This window comes from Stenotrophomonas sp. YJH_SMC_119, assembly GCF_059368315.1.
The window spans coordinates 145,918-172,352 of the sequence record NZ_JCAFRP010000006.1 but is presented as its reverse complement, the minus strand read 5'-3'; the positions used below and the strand labels follow the sequence as shown (position 1 = coordinate 172,352).

The window sequence follows — 26,435 nt, the reverse complement described above, 5'->3', positions numbered from 1 at the left end:
TGGCCGGCAACCCGGCAATGCCGGCCGGCGGCCGCCGGCCGGCGGCCGGCGGCCGGCACTACCGTTCGGGATCAAGCCACGTAGACGGTCTTGATGTTCATGAACTCATGGATGCCATGGTCGGCCAGCTCCCGACCGAAACCGGACTGTTTGCTGCCACCGAACGGAAGCCGCGCGTCGCTCTTGACGATGGCGTTGACGAACGCCGCACCGCATTCCATGCGCTGCGCGAAGCGCTCGCCGCGTACCGGATCGCCGGTCCACACGCTGCCGCCCAGGCCGAAGCGGGTGTCGTTGGCCACGCGCAGTGCCTCGGCCTCATCCTTGACCCGGATCACTGCGGCCACCGGCCCGAACAGCTCCTCGTCATACGCCGGCATGCCCGGGCCGACCTGGTCGAGCACCGTGGCCGGATAGCCGGCATGGGTGCCGGCAATCGGCTCACCACCGATCAGCACCCGCGCGCCCTTGGACACGCTGGCCTGCACCTGCTTGTGCAGTTCGTCACGCAGGTCGGCGCGAGCCATCGGCGCCAGCGTGGTACCGCGCTCATCGGGATCGCCGTACTGGCGCTCGCCCGCCGCCTGTACAAAGCGACGGGTGAATTCATCGGCCACCGCCTCGACCACGATGAAGCGCTTGGCCGCGATGCAGGTCTGCCCGCTGTTGTCGAAGCGCGACTTCACTGCCGCGGCCACGGTCTTGTCGAGGTCGGCATCGTCGAGCACCACGAAGGCATCGCTGCCACCCAGCTCCATCACCGACTTCTTCAGCTGGCTGCCGGCATTGGAGGCGATCGAGCGCCCTGCCCGCTCGCTGCCGGTCAGCGTCACCGCCTTCACCCGTGCGTCGCGCAGCACGTCGGCGGCCTGGTCGTTGTCGATGTGCAGCACGTCGAACACGCCATCAGGCAGGCCGCCGTCACGGCACACCGCCAGGATCAGGTCGGCGCACTGCGGCACGTTGCTGGCGTGCTTGAGCAGGGCGACGTTGCCAGCCATGAACGCCGGGGCGAGGAAACGGAACACCTGCCAGATCGGGAAATTCCACGGCATCACCGCGAACACGCAGCCGATCGGCTCGTAGCGCACGTAGCTGCGCTGGGCTTCGGTATCGATCAGCTGCGGCTTGAGATAGTCGGCCGCGTGATCGGCATAGTACTCGCAGGCGGCAGCGCACTTGTCGACCTCGGCCAGCGCCTCGGCCTTGAGCTTGCCCATCTCGTGGGTCATCGCCTGCTGCAGGTCGTCGCGCCGCGTGCGCAGCTGCGCGGCGATCTGGCGCAGGATGGCGCCGCGGTCCTGCAGCGAGCGATCTGCCCAGCCCGGAAACGCATCGGCAGCGGCCTGCAGGCGCTGCTCGATGTCGGCTGCGCCCATCAGTTCATGGCGGTAGGTCACCTGTCCGGTGGCCGGGTCGACGATCTCGACGGTCATGGGGGATCTCCATCTGGAAGACCCCCATTGTGCGCCGCCGGCTGTGAGCCGGGTGTTGCCGGCGTTGTCGGCAGACCGTGTCCTCAGCCGTTATCCTGCCGCGCCAGCTGCAGGTCGCGCTGGCGCCGCTTCTCGGCGCGGGCGTTGATGTACCAGCCGATCACCGCGGCGATCGACACCGCCGACACCAGCAGCGTGGCCAACGCGTTGATCTTCGGGCTGATGCCCATGCGCACCGAGGCGAACACCTTCATCGGCAGCGTGGTCGAGCCCGGCGTGGCGACAAAGCTGGCCACCACCACGTCATCCAGCGACAGGGTGAACGCCAGCAGCCAGCCCGCCACCAGCGCCGGCGCGATGATCGGCAGGGTGATGCGGCCGAACACGGTCAGCCGGCTCGCACCCAGGTCCATCGCCGCTTCTTCCAGCGACAGATCCATCTCCTGCAGCCGCGAGGACACCACCACGGTGACGAAGCACAGGGTGAAGGTGACGTGGGCGATCCAGATGGTGGCCAGGCCGCGTGCCGGGAAGCCGGGAATCGCGCCCATCGAGGCCAGCAGCGCCATCAGCGAGAAGCCCAGGATCACATCCGGCATCACCAGCGGCGCGGTCACCAGCGCGCCGAACAGCGGCTTGCCGCGGAAGCGCTTGAAGCGGGTCATGACCATCGCTGCCAGCGTGCCCAGCACGGTGGCCGTGCAGGCAGTCCAGAACGCCACCACCAGGCTGGTCCACATCGCATCCATCAGCGCGCGGTCGGCGAACAGGTCGCTGTAGGCACGGGTGGAGAACCCGGCCCAGACCATCGCCAGCCGCGAGCTGTTGAACGAATAGAACATCAACAGCAGGATCGGCAGGTACAGGAAGGCGAAGCCGAGCAGCAGCACGCCCAGCCCCAGGCCCTTTGCGCTACGCGGGCTCATGCCTGCTTCCCTTCCAGCAGGCGCTGCTGGGAACGGTTGAACAGCAGGATCGGCACCAGCAGCAACAGGATCATCGCCACCGCCATGGCCGAGGCGCCCGGCCAGTTTCGGTTGTTGAAGAACTCGTTCCACAGCTGGCGGCCCACCATCAGCGTCTCCGAGCCACCCAACATTTCCGGGATCACGAATTCACCGATGGCCGGAATCATCACCAACATGCAGCCGGCGATGATGCCCGCTTTGGACAACGGCAGGGTGATGCGCAGGAACGCCTGCCACGGCTTGGCACCGAGGTCGTAGGCCGCTTCCAGCAGGCGGTGGTCATGCTTGACCAGATTGGCGTACAGCGGCAGCACCATGAACGGCAGATAGCAGTAGACGATGCCGATGTAGGCGGCGGTCGGGGTGTCGATCAGCTGCAGTTTCGGCAGGCCCATCGACGTCATCAGCGTCTGCAGGCCGGTGAACTGCAGGAACTGGTCGAGCAGGCCGTTGCGGTCCAAGATCGCCTTCCATGCATACACGCGGATCAGGAACGAGGTCCACGACGGCAGCACCACCAGCATCATCGCCACGTTGCGCGCGGCGGGCGACAGGCGCGCGATGGCATAGGCCATCGGATAGCCGATCAGCAGCGTCAGGAAGGTCGAGATCGCCGCGATCCTGATCGAGCTCAGGAACGCCTGGGCATAGATCGAATCGCGGAACAGCGCCAGGTAGTTTTCCAGGTTCAGCTTCAGCGAGAAACCGCCATCGGCGTACTGCAACAGCCAGGTGTACGGCGGCGAGCCGACCCGGCTGAGCGAGAAGCTGATCATCAGCACGATCAGGAACGGCACTGCGAAGAACAGCAGCAGCCACAGGTACGGAATGCCGATCACCGTGGCACGCAGCCCCGGCAGCCAGCGCTTCAGGCCGGCGGTGCTCATGAGGTGAGCACCACGCCGTCGTTGTCGCGCCAGTGCACCCACACCTCGTCGCCCCAGGTGAGGCCATCACTGGCCCAGCGCTGCGAATTGGCGAAGTTGGCCAGTACCTTGGCGCCGCTGGGCAGGCGCACGTGGTAGACCGAATGGCTGCCGAAGTAGGCGATGTCCTCGATCACGCCCTGGGCCTTGTTGGTGTGCCCTTCCGGTTCGTCCTTGCCGATCATCACCTTCTCCGGGCGCAGCGCGAACGCGACGGGCTGCCCTTCATAACCGGTGATGCCATGGGCGATGTAGATCGGCGCCGGGAACAGCGGCGAGCGTACGGTCACGTACTCCGGCAGGTCCTCGTCGATCACCCCGTCGAACAGGTTGACCGAACCGATGAACTCGGCGACGAAGCGGTTGGCCGGCTGCTCGTAGACCTCGTCCGGCTTGCCGACCTGCTGGATCCAGCCGGCATCCATCACCGCGATGCGGGTGGCCATGGTCATCGCTTCTTCCTGGTCGTGGGTGACCATCACGCAGGTCACGCCCGACGATTCGATGATGCTGACCAGTTCCAGCTGCATCTGCGAGCGCAGCTTCTTGTCCAGCGCGCCCATCGGCTCGTCCAGCAGCAGCAGCTTCGGCCCCTTGGCCAGCGACCGCGCCAGCGCCACGCGCTGCTGCTGGCCGCCGGACAGCTGGTGTGGCTTGCGCTTGCCCAGGTGGCCCATCTGCACCAGGTCGAGCATCTCGCCCACGCGCTTGCCGATCGCATCCTTGCCCAGGCCATCCTGCTTCAGGCCGAAGGCAATGTTCTGCTCGACCGTCATGTGCGGGAACAGCGCATAGGACTGGAACATCATGTTGACCGGCCGCTGGTACGGCGGCAGCGCGTCCAGGCGCTGGCCATCGAGGGTGATGCTGCCCTTGGTGGGCGTCTCGAAGCCGCCCAGGCAGCGCAGCAGGGTCGATTTGCCACTGCCGGAGCCACCGAGCAGGGCAAAGATCTCGCCCTTGCGCACGTCCAGGTTGACGTCGTCGACGGCGACGAAACCGTCGAATTCCTTGCGCAGGTCACGAATGGAGAGATAGCCGGGCACACCGGTCGTGTCGACGACGGCGGCTACCGGCTGGGCTTCAACGGGCATGGGGGCTCCGGGAGCGGGCGGTGGACAGCGGCCGCCATTCTAACGGCCGGGGGGCCCAGGGGATATGACGGCGGCAGGCGGAAGCGGCCGCTGGCCGGCTCCGGGGGCCCCAGGAGTGTCGGTTTTCCCCCGCCATGGTGGCCTGCCCGCGCAAAGGCCCGGGCTCCCCGGGACGACCCTGCGGCCGTCCCGGCCAGACACCACAGGCGACGCCTCGATCTGCAACGTTTTTCAGAACCGGATCTGTTGAAGGCCCGGGGCATTCCCCGCGCAATGGCCCTGATCAAGGCCTTGCATGGACCCACACTGGTGATTTCCCCGGACAGCCCCTCCCCTTTCCCGCCCCGCCTGCCCGGCTCCCTGCCTGCAAGGCTGCCGCTGGTCATCATCGGCGCCGGCCAGGCCGGGTTGTCCCTCAGCGCGCTCCTGCAGGAAGCCGGCGTCGAGCATCGCGTGCTGGAGGCCGAAACCGTAGGCGCCAGCTGGCAGCGGCGCTGGGAGTCGTTCCAGACCAACACCGCCAACGCGACGATGGCCCTGCACGGCCATGCCTATGCGGGTGACGACCCGGAAGGCTTCATGGGCGCCCCGGAGGTGATCCGGCACCTCCGCGACTATGCCCACGAGCGTTCCCTGCCGATCAACGAGGGATGCGGGGTGCATCGGGTTGGGCCTGGGCCCGGTGGCTACGCCATCCACAGCAGCCAGGGGCTGATCCATGCCCGCGCAGTGGTGGTCGCCACCGGTGAATACCGCCGCGCACGGATGCCCCGGGTCCCGTTCGCGCCCGCGCCAGGCCTGACCGTGCTGCACTCGGGCGACTACCGCAGTGCCCGCCAGCTGCCCGATGGCGCCGTGCTGGTCATCGGGGGTGGGCAGTCCGGCGCGCAGATCGCCCAGGACCTGCGCGACAGCGGTCGCAGCGTGCACTGGTCACTGGCCCAGCGGCATTCGCATACCCGCCGGCTGCGCGGCAAGGACTCGATGACCTGGTGGGACATGGCCGGGCGCATCCATCAACATGTGAGTGAAGCGGCGGGCGTACTTGCCGGGGAACCGGATGCACTGCGCAAGGCCCGCACCGCAGAGTTCCCGCTTATTTCCGGCAAGGGAAACGGTGGCCTGGGCAGCTCGATCAGCCTGCTGGCGATGCACCGCGCGGGCATCAGGCTGCTGGGCCGGTTGCAGGGCTTCGATGGAAACGTCGCCCGCTTCGCCGATGTGCGCCCGCAGCTGCGTACCGCGATCGAGGCCACGCAGGCCGAGTACGCCTATCTTGATTCGCTGGCCAGCGCGTACTACGCCACGCGTCCCGAGCCACGCACCGACGATGCCCGCTACATTCCGGAGGAGGTCTATCTGCACTGGGAGCCGGACGCCGCCCCGCGTGAACTGGATCTGCAGGCGGAAGGCATCCGCTCGGTGGTGCTGGCCACCGGCTTCGTCGCCGAATGGCCCTGGCTCGACGTACCGGGCGCGCTGGATGCACATGGCTACCCGCTCGGCGACTTCGGTGTTTCACCGCAACCGGGGCTGTTCTTCATCGGCATGCACAACCTGCAGCGGATGAGTTCATCGTTCCTGTGCAACGGCGGTCGCGATGCACGCGACCTGCTGCCTGCCATCCTGCGGCACCTGGGCCGAAGCGGGAGTACCGGCATCGACCCAGGGTAAGGCAGCCGCCGGGCATGACCCGGCGGCACCAGGCCGGCTCAACGGCCGGTCTTCACCTCGGTCCACAGCCGGGTGTAGAGCTTGTCGGTTTCCGGCGTGTTGATCGAGTACGTGAACATCTTCGCGGCCACGTCGGCCGGCGGGTAGATGGTCGGGTCGGTACGGATCGCCTCATCCACCAGTGGGGTCGCGGTCGGCACCGGGTTGGCGTAGTGGATGAAGTTGGTGTTGGCCGCGGCAACCTTCGGCTGCAGCAGGTAATTGATGAAGGCGTAAGCGGCCTCCGGATGCTTGGCGTCCTTCGGGATCGCCAGCATGTCGAACCACTGCGGGGCGCCTTCCTTCGGGATCGAATAGGCCACGTGCACGCCATTGCTGGCTTCCTCGGCGCGGTCGCGGGCCTGGATGATGTCACCCGACCAGCCGACCACCAGGCAGGTGCCGCCATTGGCCAGCGAACCCACGTACTGCGAGGAGTGGAAATTCTGCACGTACGGTCGGATCGACTTCAGCAGGTCGGCCGCCTTCTGCAGCTCGGCCGGGTCACCGCTGTGCGGGTCCAGGCCCAGGTAATGCAGCGCGATCGGGATCATGTCGGCCGGCGTGTCCAGGATGGTCACGCCGCAGTCCTTCATCTTGCTGATGTTCTCCGGCTTGAACACCAGGTCCCAGCTGTTGGCGATGTCGGTGCTGCCACCGAAACGCTGCTTCAGCATCTCCACGTTGTAGCCGATGCCGGTGGTGCCGATCATGTACGGCACGCCGTACTGGTTGCCCGGGTCCTGGGTGGCGATGCGCTTCATCACCGCCGGATCGAGATTGGCCAGGTTCGGGATCTTGCTCTTGTCCAGCGGCAGGAACACACCGGCCTGGATCTGGCGACCGAAGAAGTTCAGGGTCGGCACCACCACGTCGTAGCCGCTGTTGCCGGCCAGCAGCTTGGTCTCGACCATCTCATCGCTGTCGAACACATCGTAGGTCACCTTGATGCCGCTCTCCTTCTCGAAGGTCGGGATGGTGTCCTCGGCGATGTAATCGCTGTAGTTGTAGACGTTCAGGACCTGGCTGTCCTGCGCGCCGCCATTGCCACCGCCACAGGCGGCGAGCATGGCGGAGGCCAGGCCGAGCGTGAGGATACGCAGCTTCATCGGGTGCTCCAGAATGCGGGAAGGGGGGCCGGCGGTGCCGGCGACGGGTGCCAGCCTACCCCCCGGCGGCGGATTTTTCTATTCCGGATGCTCAGACGTTCAGCAGCAGGAACTCGCGCTCCCACGAGCTGATGACACGGAAAAAGGTCTCGTATTCCTTGCGCTTCACCGAGATGTAGGCCCGGCAGAAGCGCTCGCCCAGCAGGGCCTGCAGTTCGCTGCACTGCTCCAGCCCATCCAGCGCTTCGCCCAGCGAGCGCGGCAGGTTGTAGCCCAGTTCCTTGGCGCTGCCGGTCACCGGCGCATCCGGTGCCAACCGCTCGCGGATGCCCAGCAGGCCGCAGGCCAGGGTCGCCGCCATCGCCAGGTAAGGGTTGGCGTCGGAACCGGCGAAGCGGCTCTCCACGCGCATGTTTTCCGGCGTGTCCAGCGGCACGCGCAGGCCACAGGTGCGGTTGTCGAAGCCCCAGTGCACGTTGCTCGGCGAGACTTCGCCGAACACCAGCCGGCGGTAGGAATTCACGTTCGGCGCGAAGAACGCCATCGCCTGCGGCGCGTACTTCTGCAGGCCGCCCAGATAGTGGCCGAACACCGGGCTGAACTCGCCTTCGGCATCGGTATCGCCAGCGAACACATTGCTGCCGTCGCTCACCCGCACCAGGCTCTGGTGGATGTGCATGGCACTGCCCGGCTCGTTCTCCATCGGCTTGGCCAGGAAGGTGGCATACACGCCGTGGCGCATCGCCGCCTCGCGCATGGTGCGCTTGAACAGGAACACCTGGTCGGCCAGGTCCATCGCATCGGCATGGGTGAAGTTGACCTCCAGCTGCGCCGCACCGGATTCGTGGATCAGCGTGTCCACATCCAGCTTCATCGCATCGGCGTAGTCGTACATCAGGTCGAGGATCGGGTCGAATTCGTTGACCGCATCGATCGAGTACGACTGCCGCGCAGTTTCCGGGCGCCCGGAGCGGCCGGCCGGTGGCAGCAGCGGGAAGTCCGGGTCGGTGTTCTTCTGCACCAGGAAGAACTCAAGCTCCGGCGCCACCACCGGGCGCAGGCCCAGCTCGGCGTAGGCCGCCAGCACGCGGCGCAGTACGTTGCGTGGCGCCAGCTCGTGCGGCTCACCGTTCTTGGTGTAACAGTCGTGGATGACCTGCGCGGTGGCGTCGGCCGCCCACGGCACCATGCGCACCGTGTCCGGATCGGGACGCAGCATCATGTCCGAGTCCGACGGCGAGGTCAGCTCGTAGTAGTCATCAGGGAACTCGCCGGTGACGGTGGTGGCGAAAATGCCTTCGGGCAGCCGCGTACCGTAATCATGCGAGAACTTGTCGGCGGGAATGATCTTGCCGCGCGCGTTGCCGGTGATGTCCGGCACCAGGCATTCGACCTCGGTGATGCGCCGCTCCTTCAGCCAGCGCAGCAGGCTGCTTTCCTGCGGTGCGGGGGGCGTAGCCGTCTTGCGCGGGCGCGTTCGGGAACTCATCGGGAATCCAGTCGGTTCTGTTGGTGCTGCCGGCAAGCTTGGCCGAACGCACGGAAAATAGCGTGATAGAACGGCGAGTCCATGACACGCCACTCCGGGTGCCACTGTACGCCGAGCACGAAACGATGGTGTGGGCTGCGCGCTGCCTCGACCAGTCCATCATCGGCCACGGCCTCGACCTGCAGCCCGTGTGCCAGTCGGTCGATGCCCTGCCCGTGAACCGAATTGACCTGTGCGCGGTCACCGCCTTGCCACTGCGCCAGCCAGCCATCCGCCGCCAGGGCGACCGCATGGGCCGGCCCGTACTGCACATCAACCGGCGCCTTCGGGTCTTCACGATGATCCGAAAGACCGGGCGCCGCGTGCACCTGCGGATGCAACGTGCCACCCAGCGCAACGTTCAGCTCCTGCAGGCCGCGGCAGATCGCCAGCACCGGCAGGTCCAGCGCCAGCGCCTCGTGCAGCAGCGCGAACGCGTTGGCGTCACGGGCCGGGTCATGCGGATTGCCCGGCCAGCTGCGACCGCCGTCGTAATGCTGCGGTTCGATGTTGCTGACCGCACCGGTCAACAGCAGGCCATCGAGCCCCTGCAGCCAGTCGCCGGCCGGCAGCGGCGGCTGCACGCTCGGCAACAGTACCGGGGTCACCTCGGCGGCTTCGGCCAGCGCGCGCACGTACTTCTCGCCGGCCACCGCGAAACGGTGATGGCCGAGCACGGTGCTGTCGGTGGGCAGGCCCACCCAGGGCAGGCGGCGCATGGGAAAACTCCTTGGCGTGCCGACACGTTACCCGCCGTCCGGCGAAGGCGGCAAGTCGTCGCCGTCACACCATGGCTGTCACGCATCGGCGAAACTACTCGGGTGAATGCTGATCGTCCTCCCCCGCTCTCCTCCACCGCACTGCGCCCGCGAGGCCTGCGGTGAGTGCCGCGTTCCCGCCCAGCTGGTATGCCGCCAGCCTGCCCGAACCACCCGTGCTGCCCCCGCTGCAGGGCGAGGTTCAGGCCGATGTCGCCGTGCTTGGTGCGGGCTACACCGGCCTGACCGCGGCCCTGGAACTGGCCTCACGTGGCCAGCGCGTGGTGGTGCTGGAGGCGCAGCGGATCGGTTGGGGCGCGTCCGGCCGCAATGGTGGCCAGGCGCTGGTCGGCTACGGCTGCGAGGTGGACGAACTGGAGCGTCAGCTGGGTCGTGATGATGCACGCCACCTGTTCGACTGGTCGCGCGACGCGGTGCAGGCGATGCGCACGCGCATCGATCGCCACCGCATCGACTGCCATTGGGTTGAAGGCCACGCCAGCGTGGCCATCCGTGAACGCCACGAGCGTGACCTGCACGCCAACTGCGAGCACCTGCAACGCCACTACGACTACCCCATGCAGTGGTGGGGCCGTGACGCTCTGCGCGCGCAGCTGGACAGCCCGCGCTACCGCGCCGCGATGTTCGACCCGCTCAGCGCACACCTGCACCCGCTGGCGTATGCACGCGGTCTGGCCGATGCAGCGCGCGCGGCAGGTGTGGTCATCCACGAGGATTCGCCCGTCGTGCGCATCCAGCGCGGGCCACGGCCGAGCCTGCACACTGCCCAGGGCAGCGTACGCGCCATGCATCTGGTGGTGGCCGGCAATGCCTGGCTGCAGGGCCTGCTGCCCGAGCTGGAGCGGCGGATCATGCCGGTCGGTACCTATATCGGTGCCAGTGAGCCACTGGGCGCAGAACGTGCCCGCGCCCTGATCGGCAACAACATGGCCGTGGCCGACACCGCCTGGGCACTGGACTACTTCCGCCTCAGCCACGACCACCGCCTGCTGTTCGGCGGCCGCGCCAGCTACTCGGCACTGCCCCCGCCCGGCCTGCGCGGGGTGATGCAGCGACGCATGCACGACGTCTTCCCGCAGCTGGCCGACGTGGTGCTGGACCAGGTCTGGGGTGGCTACGTGGACATCACACGCAACCGCGCCCCGCACTGGGGCCGGCTGGACGGCAACCTGTACTTCGCGCAGGGATTCTCCGGCCATGGGGTGGCCGCCGCCGGACTGGCCGGCGAGGTGATCGCCGCCGCCATCGCCGGCCAGAGCGAGCGTCTGGACGTGTTCCAGCGCCTGCGGCATGCGCCCTTCCCCGGCGGCCGGCTGCTGCGCACGCCCCTGCTGGTGGCGGCGATGTCGTGGTACAAGCTGCGGGATGCGTTGTGGTAGCGGGGCCCTTCCCAGCCACATAATCGGCGCAGGAGCTGGGGAGCACGTGGATGCAGTGGTGGAAAGACGGCCTGCTGGTGAGGATACGGGTCAGCCCCGAAGGGCTGGCGCTGGCGCTGCTCTATGCCCTCGCCTGCTGGAGTGCGCGCAAGCTGTCACTGGACCAGTTCTTCCTGCCTGCCGGCGTGCGGGTGGCCGCGCTGTTGCTGTGTCCGCCCCGTCTTTGGCCCTACCTGCTGATGGGTGAATACGCCTACTTCGCGCATCTGCGCATCCCCCTGATCAGCAAATACAACCTGACCTGGGTAATCCTGGCCTCGGTGTTCCTGATGCCTGCCGTGATGCTGATCGTGCGCCTGCACCGGAAACTGCTGGCACGCACCACGATCGTCGGCGTGATCTCCATTGCGGTATGCGCCGCGACGGTCATCAGTCTGCTCAACCTGGGAATCTCGTACCTGCTCTGGGAGCCGTTGCAGAACGCGTCATTCATCACCAACGTATTGCGCTATGCGCTGGGAGACTTCACCGGCATCCTGATCCTGGCACCCCTGGCATTGCTGTGGATCCGCCGCGCCGAGGAAAAATGGACAACCGGGTCTGTCGCGGCCACGGTCGCAGCACTCGGCGCCATGCTGGTCATTGGCCTGCAGGCGACGCCGGTACCGGCCTCGATCACGGCCCCCGGCTCGCTGCAGCTGCTGTTGATCCTGCCTATTCCCGCGATCGCCCTGACCTGCCTGCTGGGATGGCGCGGTGCGGCCATCGGTGTCGCCGCCGTCAACATGATTCTTGGCCTCAGCACCCCCGCCGACCATCCGACCGCATTCGACCCGGCTACCTTCGCTACCCAGCAGGCCATGGCCATCGCCAGCATCGCCCTGCTGTTGCTGGGTGCGCGCATCACCCACTTCCAGAACCAGCACCGGCTGCGCGAGGAAGATGGTAGAGCGGCCCTGCAGCTTGCGCGGAATTCACACCTGGCCAGCGAGATGGACCTGCGTGAGCGCGCGGCCCATCTGCGCCAGCTGGGCGATGGCATGGACCTGTCGCTGAACGAAATGGTGAACTGGCTGCATGCGCAGGGTCATCACGCCGTGGCCGACAGCCTGCGGCATACCTCGGAGGTGCATTCGCGCCTGTTCCGGGCCCAGGCCAGCATGATCTATCCCGCCGCCCTGGAACAGCTGGGCCTGTACGTGGCGTTGCAGGCTGGCGGGGTGCGCGAGGCATGGAATGCTACGCATCGCATCGGCCAGCCGAGGTTGAAGGGTGACCCCTGCGCACTCGGGGTCGGCCTGCAGCTTGCTGCCTATCGACTCGTGGTCGATGCGGTCTCGCTTCTATTGAAGTGCGAGTGTGGACAGATCTCGGTCAGTATCCGCTGCGGAAGCTCCATCCGGAAGCGTGGTGCCTTCATCTGCGTGGCTCTTCTGGACCGCCACGCATCACTGGGAAGCCGTGCAAAGGCGCTGGCAAACGAGCAGCTGCTGGGCCGAGTGCTCGCACACGCTGGCCACATGGACCTGAGTGGCAACAGGCTCAGGATGGTGTTGACCGAAGCACGGGACGCTCCCCGCCAGGCAGGCGCTACTGAAGCCTTGAGGGAAAGCACACGCTCCATGGACGCTGGCGCCCCCCGGGCCGCGATCTGACTATCCCGGTGAAAGGAGCTGCAGATCATTGCGCGAAAGTGATCTTTGGTCGGCGCCGAACCCACCCCGTCAGGATCTGGCGCCGGCGTGCAATTGCGCCCCCCTGCTTCCATCGATACTGTCATCCAATGGCGCGTCATGGCGCGTTCAAGCAACCCGCACGGCCGCTGCCATGTCACGAGCAAGGGAGGCTCGGGTTTGGACCGATTCAAGAAGGCAGTTGAACTGAGCTTCCGTATCCGGCCAGCCGGCATCGCACTCGCGGCCGTCTATGCGCTGAGCTGCCTCGGCTCGCGTCAGTTTTCGCTGGATCAGTTCTTCCTGCCGGCGGGCATCCGCGCAGCGGCACTGCTGATCGTCCCGACCCGCCTGTGGCCCTACCTGCTGCTGGGCGAGTACGCGTACTTTGCAACGCTGCGCATCCCCATGATCGACACCTACGGCCTGGATTGGGTCATCCTGGCTTCGACGCTGCTGATGCCGATGGCGATGCTGGTGGTCTACCTGCATCGGATGAGAATGCCGTCCGAAGCAGCCACCGGTCTGTGGCTGCTGTCGCTGTCGTTCTGCACAGCGTTGTTCGTGCCGGGTCTCAACCTGGGCATTTCATATGTCCTATGGTCGAACCCACCACCCAGCAACCTGCTGGACGCGGTCGACCGGACCATCTTTGGCCACTTCGCCGCCATCATCACCCTGGTGCCGTTGGCATTCCTCTGGTCGCGGCGGCAGGCCGACCCCGGTTGGACAGACCGTTTCGTCGCCCCTACCGCCTCGGCGATCCTGGTGATGCTGGTGCTGGGCCTGTGCATGCAATTGACACGCGCCGACGCCCACACGACGCGGACACACATGGTGCTGCTGGCCGCCCTGCCCGCCATCGCCCTGACCTTCATGCACTGGTGGCGCGGCGCAGCCATCGCGATTCCGTTGTTGAACCTCCCCCTGCACGGCGCAACGCCCAGCACTGGCCTGCCTTCCTCGTTCGACCTGGGCACGTTCGCCACCCAACAGAACATGGCGGTGATGAGTGTCGCACTGCTGGCACTCGGTTCCAGCATCAGCTATCACCATCAGCGCGCCCGGTCCCGCGGCCTGGCCGAGGCAACCACGCTGCGCCTGGCACGCGGCTCACTTCAGACCAGCGAGCGTGAGCTGCGTGAACGGGCCGTCCACCTGAAGCACCTGGGCGAGGGCATGGACAATTCGCTCAGCGAGATGGTCAGCTGGCTGAAGTCCCAAGGCCACCATGCGGTCGCAAACAGCCTGCAGCACGCGTCGTCGGTACATTCACGGCTGTTTCGCGAACAGGCCAGCCTGGTCTATCCCACCGGACTGGAGCAGGTCGGGCTCTACATCGCGCTGCAAGCCGGCGGTGCATGCGAAATCTGGAACAACACGCATCGCGTCATTCCACCCAGGCTGGCGGGCAATCCCTGCCTGCTGACCGTGGATCTGCAACTGGCCATCTATCGCTCGCTGATCGAGGCGGTTTCACTTCTGCTGGAACTGGAAACCGGGCAGGTCTGCGTGCGCGCCCGAAGCGGTCGGGCAGGCAAGCATCGCGGCATTGTTGCCGTGGTGAGCCTGCTCGACCGTGGTTGCCCGCTTTCCACGCGTACCACCCAACAGGCCGTCGAGCGCCTGGCCGGACGGATGCTTGCCTACGGCGGAACGGTCCACTGCCGCGGCAATCGGCTGCGGCTGGTCCTGCATGAACCGATCACCCACGCGTCGCCAGCGGCGGCCTGACGCGGAATCTGGCCCGGCGCGCAACGTTCGCCGCTAAAGTTACACCCGAAACCGCCGTTATCCGTGCCGAGCCCCTCCCTCGTGAGCCACCGCATCATGCCCGTCCTGCCGCAGGCCGCCGTCGATGGCGACCTGGCCGATCCGCTGCCGCAGCGGATCCTGCTGGTCGAAAACTCCCGCGCCTTCACCGGCATGCTGCGCGAGGCCATCGAGCAGCGCCTGGAACTGCCGGTGGTGATCGCCTCCACCCTGGCCGAGGCCGACCGCCTGCTGAGCGAAGGTGGCGGCTGGTTCCTGGTACTGACCGGGCTGGTCCTGGCCGATGGCGACCGCGACGCGGTGGTCGAGTTCTTCCTCAAGCGCGACCTGCCCACCGTGGTGGTCAGCGGCGTCTACGACGAGGACCTGCGCAAGCGCGTGCTGCAGCAGCAGATCATCGACTACGTGCTGAAGAACACTCCCGGCAGCATCGATTACCTGGTGTGGCTGGTGCAGCGGCTGGAGCGCAACCGGCGCATCGCCGCGCTGGTGGTGGACGACTCACCGTCCGCGCGCGGTTACGCCGCAGCCTTGCTGCGCATGTACGGCCATGAGGTGCACGAAGCGGCCGATGGCAACGAAGGCCTGGCCGCGATCGAGGCGCATCCGGCGATCCGCCTCGCCGTGGTCGACCAGGAAATGCCGGGCATGCAGGGCGTGGAGTTCACCCGCCGCCTGCGCACCCTGCGCTCGCGCGACAAGGTGGCGGTGATCGGCATCTCCGGCAATACCGATGCATCGTTGATTCCGCGCTTCCTGAAGAACGGCGCCAACGATTTCCTGCGCAAGCCGTTCTCGCGCGAGGAATTCTTCTGCCGGGTCTCGCAGAATGTGGACCAGCTGGAGCTGATCGGCACCCTGCAGGACCTGGCCACCCGCGATTTCCTCACCGGCCTGCCCAACCGCCGCTGCTTCCTGGAGCAGAGCCAGCGCCAGCTGCCGCAGCTGCAGCTGCACGGCCAGTGCGTGGCGGTGGCGATGATCGACATCGACCACTTCAAGCACATCAATGACACCCATGGCCACGAAGCCGGCGACGATGCGCTGCGCGCGGTGGCCGGCGCGGTGGCCACGCATGCACGCAGCCACGACCTGATCGCGCGCTTCGGCGGCGAGGAATTCTGCCTGCTGGTGCCGGACATGGAGCAGGACGAGGCGCTGCTGTACTTCGAGGAGCTGCGCCAGCGCATCGCCGCGCTGGAGGTGGACATCGGCACCGCCACGCTGCGCATGACGGTCAGCATCGGGCTGTGCTGCCTGCGCCCGCAGCGCGATGCACTGCACCGGCTGATCTCCGAAGCCGACCGCCAGCTGTACCTGGCCAAGGCCGGTGGCCGCAACCGGGTCAGCTGCACCACGGTCGCCAGCCCGCTGCGCCCACGCGAGCCGGCGCTGCCCTGACCGGTACGCTTTGATCCAGATCAACGCCGCCCGCGCCGGGCGGCTCTACAGTCGGCCCCGACATACGCATGAAGGGGAGCCGGGGATGGCACTACTGGTCTGGCAGGATGATCTGAACATCGGCATCGATGTGATCGACCAACAACACCGCCGCATCATCGAAATGCTCAACCACCTGCACGTGGCCCAGGCCAGCATGCAGCGTGCCGCAGTGGGTGAAGTGATCGACGAGGTGGTGGACTACACCATGTCGCACTTCGCGTTCGAGGAAGAGCTGATGGAGGAAGCGGGCTACCCGTTCTGTGCCGCGCACAAACGCGTGCATGAGGTCTTCATCAAGCGTGTCTCGGAGTACCGCATGCGCTTCCAGGCCGGCGAGGACATCAGTGACGAGCTGCGCACCATGCTCTCGCGCTGGCTGTTCAACCACATCCGCGGCGACGACCAGGCCTATGCCGAACAGGTCAAGGCGCACCTGAACCAGTTCGCCCGCGAACACCAGGGCGGCGGCTGGCTGGGTCGCACGCTCAAGCGCTTCTTTGGTTGAGCCGCAGCGCGCGCCGGTGCAGTGCCACCAGCGCGCACAGGGTGGCCACCGCAGTCAGGCACAGGTAGTAGCCGACCGCGACCAGGCCGAAGCGTTCGGCCAGCCAGGTGGCCAGGTACGGCGCCGGTGCCGCACCGAGGATGCCGGCCAGATTGAAGGACAGCGAGGCACCTGTGTAGCGCACCTCCACCGGGTAGATCTCGGCCAGGAAGGTACCGCAGGGGCCGTAGGTCAGCCCCATCAGGAACAGGCCCAGGCACAGGAAGGCGGTGACCAGCCACGGGCTGTGCGGCTGGAACAACGGTGCGAACAGTACGCCGAAGCCGACGATCAGTACGCTGGCAACAATCATCGTGCGCCGCGTGCCCCAACGGTCGCCATAGCGCGCCGACAGCGGGATGCCCAGCGCGAAGAACAGCATGCCGGCCATCTGCATCAGCAGGAACTGCTCGCGGCTGTAGCCCAGCACCGCGGTGCCATGGCCGAGACTGAACACCGTCATCAGGTAGAACAGCACGAAGGTGGCGAACGCACCCAGCGTGCCGAGCAGCATCGGTACCGGGTGGTCACGCAGTACCGTCCACATCGGCAACCGCACCGGCGCCTTGCGCTCCAGCGCCTTCTTGAAGTCCGGCGTCTCGTGGATGTTCAGGCGCACCCACAGGCCGAGGCCGACCAGCAGCGCGCTGGCCACGAACGGAATGCGCCAGCCCCACTGCAGGAAGTCGTTCTGGCTCAGGCAGCGGCCGAGCACGAGGAAGATGCCGGCCGACAGCAGGAAGCCGAGCGGTGCGCCCAGCTGCGGGAACATGCCGTACCAGGCGCGCTTGCCCGGCGGCGCATTCTCGGTGGCCAGCAGCACCGCCCCACCCCACTCGCCGCCCAGCCCCAGGCCCTGGCCGAAGCGGCACAGCGCCAGCAGCGCCGGCGCCCACAGCCCGATCTGCGCGTGGGTCGGCAGCAGGCCGATCAGCACCGTGGACAGGCCCATGGTCAGCAGCGCGGCGACCAGGGTGGCCTTGCGGCCGATGCGGTCGCCGAAATGGCCGAACACCGCCGAGCCGACCGGACGCGCGATGAACGCCACCGCGAAGGTCGCCAGTGACTGCAGCAGGGCCGCCTGCTCACTGCTGTCCGGAAAGAACAGGTGCGGGAACACCAGCACCGCGGCCGTGGCGTAGATGTAGAAATCGAAGAATTCGATGGTGGTGCCGATCAGGCTGGCCAGCAGGACACGACGGGGGGAATTCACGGGCGGCGCGGCAGCAGTGATCGTCGACATCGGCAACACGGGTAACGGCGGATCGCCCGATTCTGCCACGGGCCGATGGCCGCACGGGACGATGGTTTCAGCCGACACCGATGCCAACGGAATTTTTCCGGCCGCCGGCTAGGCTGCGCCACCGGTCCCTGCATGGATGCCTTGCCCATGGCTGCAGTTGCGTTGTCATGCTCCGATTCGCCGAAGCTGCCGCGGATGGCGGCATGGCTGGTGGTACTGCTGGTGCATGGCGGGCTCGCTCTGTGGATGCTGGACAGCGGCCGGATCGAACTGCGTAGCGGTGAGGGCCCGCGGATCTCGCTGCATTGGCTGCCACCGGAACCGCCGGCGCCGGTACCTCAACAGCCCGCCTTGCCCTCCGCAAAGATGATGCGTCCGGCCGCATCGATGATGCCCCGCCCTGCCCCGGTTGCACAGGCAGAGAGCGCCCTGCCTGCCGCGGGGAACGTGGCTGCAGTGGCGCCACTGATCCTGAGCCTGCCTGCGGGCAGCATCGACGGCGGTGACGGCATCAGCGCAGCTGGCGTGGCGCCTCGCCTGATCGGTCGGCGAGAGGTCCATCCTGCGTTCGGGCCTCGCCGCAATTACTTCCGGATCCGTCGGCAGATGAGCCCCGAGCAGATCGTGCATGGCGTTGCGCAACTGCTGGGGCTTTGGCCGCCGGGATACATCGTCGACCCGTGCGAACTGGGCCGGCAGGACATGGATTACTTCCAGAATGCCGTCGAAGAAGCCGACCGCGACATGCTGCGTGCGGCAGTGCTGCAGGTGAGTGCCCGCTGCCGGTAGCTCGACGGCTGTCTGCCTTCTGTAGAGTCGAGCAAGGCTCGACTGCTCTTCGCGAGAAGCAGTCGAGCAGGGCTCGACGCTACAAAGAACGAACAGCGGTCAAGCAGCCACGTCGTTACAGCTGGATCCAGGTGGCCTTGATCTCGCTGTACTTGTCGAACGCATGCAGTGACTTGTCGCGCCCATTGCCGGACTGTTTGTAGCCACCGAACGGTGCGGTCATGTCGCCACCATCCCAGCCGTTCACCCACACGCTGCCGGCGCGCAGCTGGCGTGCGACGCGATGGGCGCGGCCGAGGTCGCGTGTCCACAGGCCCGCCGCCAACCCATAGCGGCTGTCATTGGCCACGCGCACTGCCTCCGCTTCATCCTCGAAACCAAGTACCGCCAGCACCGGGCCGAACACCTCCTCGCGTGCCAACGCGTGGTCCGGACGCACCTGGTCGAACACCGTGGGCTGCACATAGCAGCCGCCGGCCTCCACCTCGGCCCGATGGCCGCCGAGCAGCAGGCGGGCGCCCTCGCCTTCGGCCCGTGCGATATCGGCCAGCACCTTGTCCGCGTGCGCGGCATCGACCAGCGCGCCCATCGGTGCATCGGCCTCCAGTGGATGCTGCGGCTGCATATGCTGGCCGTAAGCAATCACCTGGTGCACGAAGTCCTCACGGATCGAGCGCTGCACCAGCAGCCGCGAGCCGGCAGTGCAGACTTCGCCCTGGTTGAAGAAGATGCCCTGCGCCACGGCCTTGGCCGCTGCGTCCAGGTCCGGTGCGTCGGCGAACACCAGGTGCGGGCTTTTGCCACCGCATTCCAGCCAGACCCGCTTGAGGTTGGACCGTCCCGCATGCTCCAGCAGCTTCGCGCCGGTGGCGGTGGAACCGGTGAAGGCCAGCACGTCCACATCCATGTGCAGCGCCAACGGTTCACCGACGCGCGTACCGTGGCCTGGCAATACGTTCAGCACGCCGTCCGGCAGGCCCGCCTCAGCGGCCAGCGCGGCCAATCGCAACGCACTCAAGGGCGACCGCTCGGAAGGCTTGAGCACCACCGAATTGCCCATGGCCAGCGCAGGCGCGATCTTCCAGCAGGCCATCAGCAACGGAAAGTTCCATGGCACGATCGCTGCGACCACGCCGGCTGGCTCGCGCGTGACCAGGCCCAGCTCGTGTGGGCCAGTCGGTGCGACTTCGCCGTACAGCTTGTCCACCGCTTCGGCGGTCCAGCGCAGGCAGCGCACCACGCCGGGCAGGTCGATACGGCGTGCGTCGCGCACCGGCTTGCCCATGTCCAGGGTTTCCAGCAGGGCCAACTCATCAGCGTGCTTTTCCACCAATGCCGCCAAGGCCAGTAACACCCGCTTGCGATGGGCCGGGCTGGCCTCTGACCAGTGGCCCGCATCGAAGGCACGCCGCGCCGACCGCACTGCGCGCTCTACGTCCTCTGCATCGCAGTCGGCGACCACCCCCAGCACGCGCCCATCAATCGGGCTGATGCAGTCGAAGCGCGCGCCGCTGGCAGCGTCGGTGTAACGACCATCAATGAAGGCCTGTGCGGGCATCGAAAGCTGCTGGGCCAGCACCTGCCAGTGGCTGCGGTCGGGAAAGTCGGCCATGTCGGGCTCCTCGGAACAGTTTCCCCGGTTATACCGGCGCGGCCGCGACTCCGCCGTGACGTGGCTGCGCTACATTTCCCCCATCGGACCCGATGGAGCTGGCATGAAGCGTTCCGCGAGCGACCTGCACGATCTGGCTACCCAACGCCCGGAGTCATTGGAGGCGTACTGGATGCCGTTCACCGCCAACCGCCAGTTCAAGGCCGCGCCGCGTTTGCTGGTGCGTGCCGAGGGCATGCACTACGAGGATGTCGACGGCCGCCAGATCCTCGATGGCACCGCCGGCCTCTGGTGCTGCAACGCGGGCCATGCCCGCCCACGCATCGTCGAGGCCATCGTCGAGCAGGCACGCACGCTCGACTACTCGCCGGCCTTCCAGATGGGCTCACCGCCGGCCTTCGCGCTGGCGCAGCGACTGGCCGCATTGGCGCCGACGCCACTGAACCATGTGTTCTTCACCAGCTCCGGCTCGGAGGCGGTGGATACCGCGATGAAGATCGTGCTGGCCTACCACCGCCAGCGTGGCGAGGGCCAGCGCACGCGTTTCATCAGCCGCGAGAAGGCCTACCACGGCGTGGGCTTCGGCGGCATGGCGCTGGGCGGCTTGCCCAACAACCGCAGGGCGTTCGGCCTGCAGCTGGGCGGCGTGGACTACCTGCGCCACACCCTGGACCTGCAGCGCAATGCGTTCAGCAAGGGCCCGCCGCGCCAGGGCGCCGAGCTGGCCGATGACCTGGAACGACTGATCGCACTGCATGACGCCTCAACCATCGCGGCGGTCTTCGTCGAACCCATTGCCGGTTCCGCCGGGGTGATTCTGCCGGCGGCGGGCTACCTGCAGCGCCTGCGCGAGCTGTGCGACCACCACGGCATCCTGCTGGTGTTCGACGAGGTCATCAGCGGTTTCGGCAGGGTCGGCATGCCATTCGCCGCACAGCGCTTCGGGGTCACCCCCGACCTGCTGACCTTCGCCAAGGCGGTCAGCAACGGCGCAGTGCCGCTGGGCGGCGTGCTGGCCAGCGACGCCGTGCATGCACCCCTGATGCAGACGCCGCCACAGGCCATCGAGCTGTTCCATGGCTATACCTGTTCGGGGCATCCGCTGGCCTGCGCGGCCGCACTGGCCACGCTGGAGGTCTACGCCGAGGAGCGCCTTTTCGAGCGCGCCATCGAGCTGGGCGAGTACTGGCAGGAACGGCTGCATGCGCTGCAGGGCCTCCCCAACGTGATCGACATCCGCAACTTCGGTCTGGTCGGCGCGGTCGAGCTGGCGCCTCGCCGCGATGCGCCGGGCAGCCGGGGCTACGAGGTCTATCGGCGCTGCTTCCACGACGGCGGGCTGCTGGTGCGCTGTACTGGCGACATCATCGCGCTGTCGCCCCCGCTGATCGTGGACAAGGCGCAGATCGACCAGATCACCGGCACGCTGGGCGAGATGATCCGGGCCACTGCCTGAGCCCTGGCCGGCGGCGGCGAGCGGGTACAATGGGCGGTTCCGCTCCTGCTCGCTGCCGTGCCCATGGATATCGTCGTCAAAGAAGAACTCAAGGCCTATATCGACCCGCTGACTGCGGACGAACATGACGCGCTGGAGCGCAGCATCCTGGCCGAGGGCTGTCGTGACGCGCTGGTCCTGTGGGGCAACGTACTGGTCGACGGCCACAACCGCTTCGGCATCTGCCAGAAGCATGGCCTGCCCTTCAACACCGTACAGAACACCCGCTTCCAGAGCATGGAAGACGTGCACCTGTGGATGATCGAGCAGCACCTGGGCCGTCGCAGCGTGTCCGACTTCCAGCGCGGCGTGCTGGCGCTGCGCAAGCGCGACATCCTGGCCGCCCGCAAGCAGATCGAGCAGGCGCAGCTGCAGCGCGAGAGCGATGGCACTGCCGACGTCACCGATGAGGCCGGTGAAGACAGCCCGCCGTGGGAACCGGCGCCGAAGATCAGCCGCGCCGAGCTGGCCCGCGAAGCCAAGCTGAGCACCAGCCAGGTTGGCATGATCGAGCGCATCCACGCCCAGGCCGCGGCCGAGGTGGTGGAAGCGGTCAAGGCCGGCGTGATCTCGATCAGCGCCGCCGCCGCCGTGGCTGACCTGCCGGAAGAAGAGCAGCGCGCCGCCGCCGCCGGTGGCAAGGACGAGCTGAAGCAGGCCGCCAAGCGCGTGCGCGAGTCCAAGCGCAAGCCGCGTCCGCCGAAGCCGGAAGCAGCCGAGATGGATTTCGAGGAGGCAAATGAGGACGAGATCGCCAGCCGCGATGCCGAGGTGCTGTCGGCGCTGGAGCAGCTGGGCGAGGACGCACCGGCGCTGCGCCGTCGGGTGGTCGCGCTGACCCGCGAGAACGACACCCTGCGCGCGCAACTGGCCGCGCTGCGCAAGCAACTGGAAGCGCTCTGAACCAAGGGGTAGTGCCGGCCGCTGGCCGGCAACGCCATGAACGTATCGGGTGCGTTGAGGATGCCGGCCAGCGGCCGGCACCACCAGATGCTCATGCCGTGCCGGTTAGACTTCCGGCATGACGTCTGCCAACGACCCGCGCCGCGCTCAGCTGCGGCGCCTGAAAGCCCTCGCTCTGGGCCTGCTGCTGTTGATGCTGGCCGGTTTCGCGGTCAGCCACTGGCAGGGCGAGCGCGGCATCTGGGCCTGGGTTTCGGCGTTCTGCGAGGCCGCAGCCGTGGGCGCACTGGCCGATTGGTTCGCCGTGGTCGCGCTGTTCCGGCGGCCGATGGGCCTGCCGATCCCGCACACCGCGATCATCCCGCGCAGCAAGGAACGCATCGGCGACAGCCTTGCGCTGTTCGTGCGCGACCAGTTCCTGGAGCCGGGCGTGCTGCTGGCCAAGCTGCAGGTGTTCGATCCGGCCAGCCGCCTCGGCAGCTGGCTGGCCGACCCGGCACGCTCGCGCATGCTGGCCGACATGGCCCGCGGCTGGGCGCTGCAGGCACTGGATTTCTTCGACGAAACCGCCGTGCGCCGGCAGCTGCACGGCTTCGTTGTGCAGCAGTTGCGGCAGTGGAATGCCGCTGCCACTGCCGGTGAACTGCTGGCCCTGCTGACCGCCGATGGTCGCCACCAGCGCGTGCTGGACGAAGGCCTGCAGCGGCTGGGCCGCTGGCTCGAGCAGCCCGAGGTGAAAGAACGCGCCTCGCAGCTGATCGTGCGTTACATCCAGCGCGAATGGCCGACGCTGTCGAGCACGGTGAACTGGGTCAAGCCGATTGACGAGATCGGCGACAGCCTGGCCGAGCGCCTGGCCCGCGCGGTACTGGAAGAGCTGCAGCAGGTACTGGCCGAGCCGCAGCATCCGCTGCGCCAGGACTACGAGAGCTGGCTGCAGAATTACGTGCAGCGCCTGCGCGAGGACCCGGCCCTGGCCGAGCGCATCGAACAGCTCAAGCAGGAAATGATCGACCATCCGGCCCTGCAGGACTACGTGCAGGGGTTGTGGGCGCGCATCCACGCCAGCCTGCGCGCGGACCTGCAGCGCGAGGACTCGGCGCTGGTCGGCCACCTGCAGCGCAGCCTGGGTTCGCTCGGTGCCAGCCTGCAGGCCGACCCGGCGCTGCGCGAGGCCCTCAACCAGCACCTGCTGGAAGGCGCGCAACGCCTGACCGGCCGCCTGCGCGAAGGCGTGACCACGCATATCGCGCAGACCGTGAAGGGCTGGGACGAGCGCCATCTGGTGGAACAGCTGGAACTGAGCGTGGGCCGCGACCTGCAGTTCATCCGCTTCAACGGCACCCTGGTGGGTGGCCTGATCGGCCTGCTGCTGCATGCGGCGACAGTGGTGTTCAGGTTCTAGGCCTCAACGCGCCCCTCGGGTCATCACGCTTGATTCATAAAATGCGAATGCCTATCATTTACTGATCGGTTGTACGCTTAGCCAATCGGGTGCGGAGACGCACCCATCGCCCGTGTACATCCCCGACCTCTGAACTGCCCGTCTGCGCGGGCCGTGCTTTGTCGATGGGACACGCTGGGCGACATGCGCAGGGCGCAAGGGGGCCGCGGACGCGTTCCATCCCCTCTCCTACCTGCAGGAATGCCGTGGACCGCTCGCCCGCAACCGCCAGCCCCCGCACCTTCTTTTCCAACCCGCGCTGGGGCGTGCTGTCACGCTCGTTGGCCGCGATCTTCGGCGGTTACGCACTGGCCTCGATGACCAGCGTGTTCTGCGCCGTGGCCCTGCCCGGCGCACGTGGCCAGACCGTGCTGACCGGCATGCTGCTGGCCATCCTGGTCGCCGCCTGTGCGGCACTGTGGGCATTCGCCACCCGCAGCGCGCTGCGCGCCTGGGTCGGCATCCTCGCGCCCGCGCTGCTGATGGCCGCCATTGCACGCCTGATGGGGGCCTGGGCATGAAGAACGGATTCCGCCAGTCGATGGCCTGGCTGCACACCTGGACCGGGCTGCTGGTTGGCTGGTTGCTGCTGCTGATCTTCATGGCTGGCACGGCCAGCTACTACCGCGAGGAAATCAGCCGCTGGATGCGTCCGGAACTGCCGTCCAGCAACGTCAGCATCGACGTCGCCGCACAGCGCGCGGTGGACTACCTGCAGGCCAACGCCGCGCAGGCCGAAAACTGGTTCGTCACACTGCCGCAGCCGCGCAACCCGGCCATGCAGATGTTCTGGCGGTTGCCGCCGGAACTGGCCGATCCCAGCCGTGGCCGCCGCGGTGGCTTCGGCGACGCCACGCTGGACCCCAACACCGGCCAGGCATTGAAGGCGCGCGAGACCCGCGGCGGCGACTTCTTCTACCGCCTGCACTTCGACCTGCACTACATCCCGGTGCTGTGGGCACGCTATCTGGTCGGCTTCTGCGCGATGTTCATGCTGGTGGCGATCATCACCGGCGTCATCACCCACAAGAAAATCTTCAAGGACTTCTTCACCTTCCGCAAGGACAAGGGCCTGCGTTCCTGGCTTGATTTCCACAACGTCAGCGCGGTGATGGCCCTGCCCTACCACGCGATGATCACCTACACCGGCATTGTGACGTTGATGATCATGTACCTGCCGTGGGGCGTGAAGGTGGCCTACCCGCAGGACGAGGACCAGTTCTTCGTCGAGGCCTTCGGTGGCATGCCGGAGGTGACCGCACCGGCCGAAGGCCGCGCCGCGCCGCTGCCGATCGCACAGCTGTTGGACAGCGCACGTGCACACTGGCACGGCGTGGAAGTGGCCGGCTTCACCGTATCCAACCCGGGCGCGGCCAATGCGGTGATCGACATCCGCCAGCGTGACGGCAAGCGCCTGTCCACCGACACCCCGGCCGTGCGCTACGACATGGTCAGCGGTGCGCTGCTGGAAGAGACGCCACCGTCGGGCGGAGCTACCGCGACCCGTGGCGTGCTGTATGGCCTGCACCTGGCCCGCTTCGCCGACTGGGGCCTGCGTGCACTGTTCTTCCTGTCCGGCCTGGTCGGCTGCCTGATGGTCGCCAGCGGTGTGGTGCTGTGGGCGGTGAAGGAACGCCCGAAGCATGCCAAGAGCGGCCGCACCGGCTTCGGCCTGCGCCTGGTCGATGCGCTGAACATCGGCACCGTGGCCGGCCTGCCGATCGCCTTCGCCGCCTACTTCTGGGGCAACCGCCTGCTGCCGCTGGACATCGCCGAGCGCTCGAGTGCGGAGGCCAACGTGTTCTTCTACGCCTGGGCCGGCGCGCTGCTGGCCGCCTTCATCTGGCCGAAGCGGATGATGTGGGCGTGGCAGCTCTACCTGGGCGCGGCCGCGTTCGCACTGGTACCGGTGGTCAATGCGCTGACCACGCATGCGCACCTGGGCAACACCCTGCGCAACGGCGACTGGGTATTGGCTGGCTTCGATCTGTCGATGATCGCGTTCGGCGCGATGCTGGCGCTGTGCGGTTGGCGCATGCAGCGCTGGACGCCACCGCTGAGTGCGGCCGAGAAGAAGAAGCGTGCGGCCGCTGCGGCTGCGCCGAAGGCATCGGTGAACACTGCAGAAGCGGCCGAAGCGGAGGCCAGCGCATGATGCTGCTGGCGCTGACCCTGTCGTTCTCTGCGTTCACCGCGTTGTCGCTGGCGATGGAAAAGCACCAGCACGATCTGCACGGCAAGGCTGCAGCCCCCCCGGCACGGCGCGAGCAGTGGCGGGTACTGGGCTGGGTACTGCTGGCGGTAGCGTTCGCACTGTGCGTGGCCGACCACGGCTGGGCGATTGGCCCGGTGCTGTGGCTGGGAACGATGACACTGGGCGGTCTGGCGCTGTCGTTCGGGTTGTATCCGTACCAGCCGAAGTGGATCGTGCCACTGGCGATCGCGCTGCCGGTGTTGGGGCTGGTGGTGGCGTTGCTGTAGCCGGGCCACCGGGGTCGGATCCCTTTCGCGAAGCGCAAGGGCTCTGACCCCTGGTACGTAGATCCAGATGGGGTCAGAGCCCCTGCGCTTCGCGCAGGGGATC

General features: G+C 67.2%; 22 protein-coding genes. 13 read left to right on the top strand and 9 right to left on the bottom strand.

All coding sequences use genetic code 11. The features are described 5' to 3' along the window. Window positions 1-71: 71 nt before the first annotated feature. From AC5P6S_RS11450 to AC5P6S_RS11435, 4 genes are all read right to left on the bottom strand, one after another. Window positions 72-1,436: an NAD-dependent succinate-semialdehyde dehydrogenase gene (locus AC5P6S_RS11450; protein WP_049417555.1), complete on the bottom strand. Its 1,365-nt coding sequence runs from the start codon at window positions 1,434-1,436 to the stop codon at window positions 72-74. Between the two features lie 83 nt (window positions 1,437-1,519). Further along, complete coding sequence (locus AC5P6S_RS11445; protein WP_005408823.1) at window positions 1,520-2,362, bottom strand: ABC transporter permease subunit; 843 nt, start codon at window positions 2,360-2,362, stop codon at window positions 1,520-1,522. Then, window positions 2,359-3,291 carry an ABC transporter permease subunit gene (locus AC5P6S_RS11440; protein ID WP_005408822.1) on the bottom strand — a complete coding sequence of 311 codons (933 nt, stop codon included), beginning with the start codon at window positions 3,289-3,291 and terminating at the stop codon, window positions 2,359-2,361. The genes AC5P6S_RS11445 and AC5P6S_RS11440 overlap by 4 nt, the downstream gene beginning before the upstream one ends. Continuing rightward, on the bottom strand, window positions 3,288-4,424 hold the full coding sequence (locus tag AC5P6S_RS11435) for an ABC transporter ATP-binding protein (protein ID WP_005412791.1): 1,137 nt from the start codon (window positions 4,422-4,424) through the stop codon (window positions 3,288-3,290). Before AC5P6S_RS11435 ends, AC5P6S_RS11440 begins: the two co-directional genes overlap by 4 nt. Before the next feature lie 273 nt (window positions 4,425-4,697). Here AC5P6S_RS11435 and AC5P6S_RS11430 point away from each other — a divergent pair, with 273 nt between their 5' ends. Continuing rightward, the gene (locus tag AC5P6S_RS11430) at window positions 4,698-6,098 is read left to right on the top strand and encodes a flavin-containing monooxygenase (RefSeq protein ID WP_005412790.1); all 1,401 of its coding nucleotides are present in this window, start codon (window positions 4,698-4,700) and stop codon (window positions 6,096-6,098) included. A gap of 38 nt (window positions 6,099-6,136) precedes the next feature. Here AC5P6S_RS11430 and AC5P6S_RS11425 read toward each other — a convergent pair whose 3' ends face one another. The 3 genes from AC5P6S_RS11425 to AC5P6S_RS11415 form a co-directional block, all read right to left on the bottom strand. Further along, on the bottom strand, window positions 6,137-7,246 hold the full coding sequence (locus tag AC5P6S_RS11425) for a polyamine ABC transporter substrate-binding protein (protein ID WP_005408819.1): 1,110 nt from the start codon (window positions 7,244-7,246) through the stop codon (window positions 6,137-6,139). Window positions 7,247-7,337: 91 nt separating this feature from the next. Then, window positions 7,338-8,735 (bottom strand): glutamine synthetase family protein, encoded by a 1,398-nt coding sequence (locus AC5P6S_RS11420; protein WP_005408818.1) that lies wholly within the window; start codon window positions 8,733-8,735, stop codon window positions 7,338-7,340. Beyond that, window positions 8,732-9,493 carry a gamma-glutamyl-gamma-aminobutyrate hydrolase family protein gene (locus tag AC5P6S_RS11415; protein ID WP_005412789.1) on the bottom strand — a complete coding sequence of 254 codons (762 nt, stop codon included), beginning with the start codon at window positions 9,491-9,493 and terminating at the stop codon, window positions 8,732-8,734. Before AC5P6S_RS11415 ends, AC5P6S_RS11420 begins: the two co-directional genes overlap by 4 nt. 161 nt (window positions 9,494-9,654) lie before the next feature. Between AC5P6S_RS11415 and AC5P6S_RS11410 the strand changes: the two genes are divergently transcribed. The 5 genes from AC5P6S_RS11410 (at window position 9,655) to AC5P6S_RS11390 (ending at window position 16,326) form a co-directional block, all read left to right on the top strand. Further along, on the top strand, window positions 9,655-10,932 hold the full coding sequence (locus AC5P6S_RS11410; protein ID WP_005412788.1) for an NAD(P)/FAD-dependent oxidoreductase: 1,278 nt from the start codon (window positions 9,655-9,657) through the stop codon (window positions 10,930-10,932). A gap of 50 nt (window positions 10,933-10,982) precedes the next feature. After that, a complete protein-coding gene (locus tag AC5P6S_RS11405; protein ID WP_005412787.1) occupies window positions 10,983-12,587 on the top strand; it encodes an MASE1 domain-containing protein in 1,605 nt (534 codons plus the stop codon). A gap of 198 nt (window positions 12,588-12,785) precedes the next feature. Continuing rightward, window positions 12,786-14,339, top strand: a complete 1,554-nt coding sequence (locus AC5P6S_RS11400; protein WP_495204619.1) for a sensor histidine kinase family protein — start codon at window positions 12,786-12,788, stop codon at window positions 14,337-14,339. A gap of 96 nt (window positions 14,340-14,435) precedes the next feature. Next, window positions 14,436-15,779, top strand: a complete 1,344-nt coding sequence (locus AC5P6S_RS11395; protein ID WP_005408813.1) for a diguanylate cyclase — start codon at window positions 14,436-14,438, stop codon at window positions 15,777-15,779. Between the two features lie 85 nt (window positions 15,780-15,864). Beyond that, complete coding sequence (locus AC5P6S_RS11390) at window positions 15,865-16,326, top strand: bacteriohemerythrin (protein ID WP_004151683.1); 462 nt, start codon at window positions 15,865-15,867, stop codon at window positions 16,324-16,326. Here AC5P6S_RS11390 and AC5P6S_RS11385 read toward each other — a convergent pair. Beyond that, the gene (locus AC5P6S_RS11385; protein WP_174842179.1) at window positions 16,307-17,599 is read right to left on the bottom strand and encodes an MFS transporter; all 1,293 of its coding nucleotides are present in this window, start codon (window positions 17,597-17,599) and stop codon (window positions 16,307-16,309) included. The two genes, AC5P6S_RS11390 and AC5P6S_RS11385, sit on opposite strands and share 20 nt — an antisense overlap. A gap of 156 nt (window positions 17,600-17,755) precedes the next feature. Between AC5P6S_RS11385 and AC5P6S_RS11380 the strand changes: the two genes are divergently transcribed. Beyond that, window positions 17,756-18,397, top strand: a complete 642-nt coding sequence (locus AC5P6S_RS11380; protein WP_495204618.1) for a hypothetical protein — start codon at window positions 17,756-17,758, stop codon at window positions 18,395-18,397. A gap of 115 nt (window positions 18,398-18,512) precedes the next feature. Here AC5P6S_RS11380 and AC5P6S_RS11375 read toward each other — a convergent pair whose 3' ends face one another. Next, entirely contained in the window at window positions 18,513-20,009 is a 1,497-nt protein-coding gene (locus tag AC5P6S_RS11375) for an aldehyde dehydrogenase (RefSeq protein WP_111197316.1), read from the bottom strand. Window positions 20,010-20,112: 103 nt separating this feature from the next. Between AC5P6S_RS11375 and aptA the strand changes: the two genes are divergently transcribed. The 6 genes from aptA (at window position 20,113) to AC5P6S_RS11345 (ending at window position 26,332) form a co-directional block, all read left to right on the top strand. Next, window positions 20,113-21,465, top strand: a complete 1,353-nt coding sequence (aptA, locus tag AC5P6S_RS11370; RefSeq protein WP_100443184.1) for an omega-aminotransferase AptA — start codon at window positions 20,113-20,115, stop codon at window positions 21,463-21,465. A gap of 63 nt (window positions 21,466-21,528) precedes the next feature. Next, on the top strand, window positions 21,529-22,407 hold the full coding sequence (locus tag AC5P6S_RS11365; RefSeq protein WP_099523909.1) for a plasmid replication/partition related protein: 879 nt from the start codon (window positions 21,529-21,531) through the stop codon (window positions 22,405-22,407). 118 nt (window positions 22,408-22,525) lie between these two features. Next, window positions 22,526-23,812: a DUF445 domain-containing protein gene (locus tag AC5P6S_RS11360; protein WP_024958724.1), complete on the top strand. Its 1,287-nt coding sequence runs from the start codon at window positions 22,526-22,528 to the stop codon at window positions 23,810-23,812. 245 nt (window positions 23,813-24,057) lie between these two features. Continuing rightward, window positions 24,058-24,372, top strand: coding sequence for a DUF3649 domain-containing protein (locus AC5P6S_RS11355; RefSeq protein ID WP_005412781.1), 315 nt, complete (start codon window positions 24,058-24,060; stop codon window positions 24,370-24,372). Continuing rightward, window positions 24,369-26,006 (top strand): PepSY-associated TM helix domain-containing protein, encoded by a 1,638-nt coding sequence (locus tag AC5P6S_RS11350; RefSeq protein ID WP_065183359.1) that lies wholly within the window; start codon window positions 24,369-24,371, stop codon window positions 26,004-26,006. The genes AC5P6S_RS11355 and AC5P6S_RS11350 overlap by 4 nt, the downstream gene beginning before the upstream one ends. After that, entirely contained in the window at window positions 26,003-26,332 is a 330-nt protein-coding gene (locus AC5P6S_RS11345; protein WP_065183358.1) for a DUF3325 domain-containing protein, read from the top strand. Before AC5P6S_RS11350 ends, AC5P6S_RS11345 begins: the two co-directional genes overlap by 4 nt. Window positions 26,333-26,435: the final 103 nt, after the last annotated feature.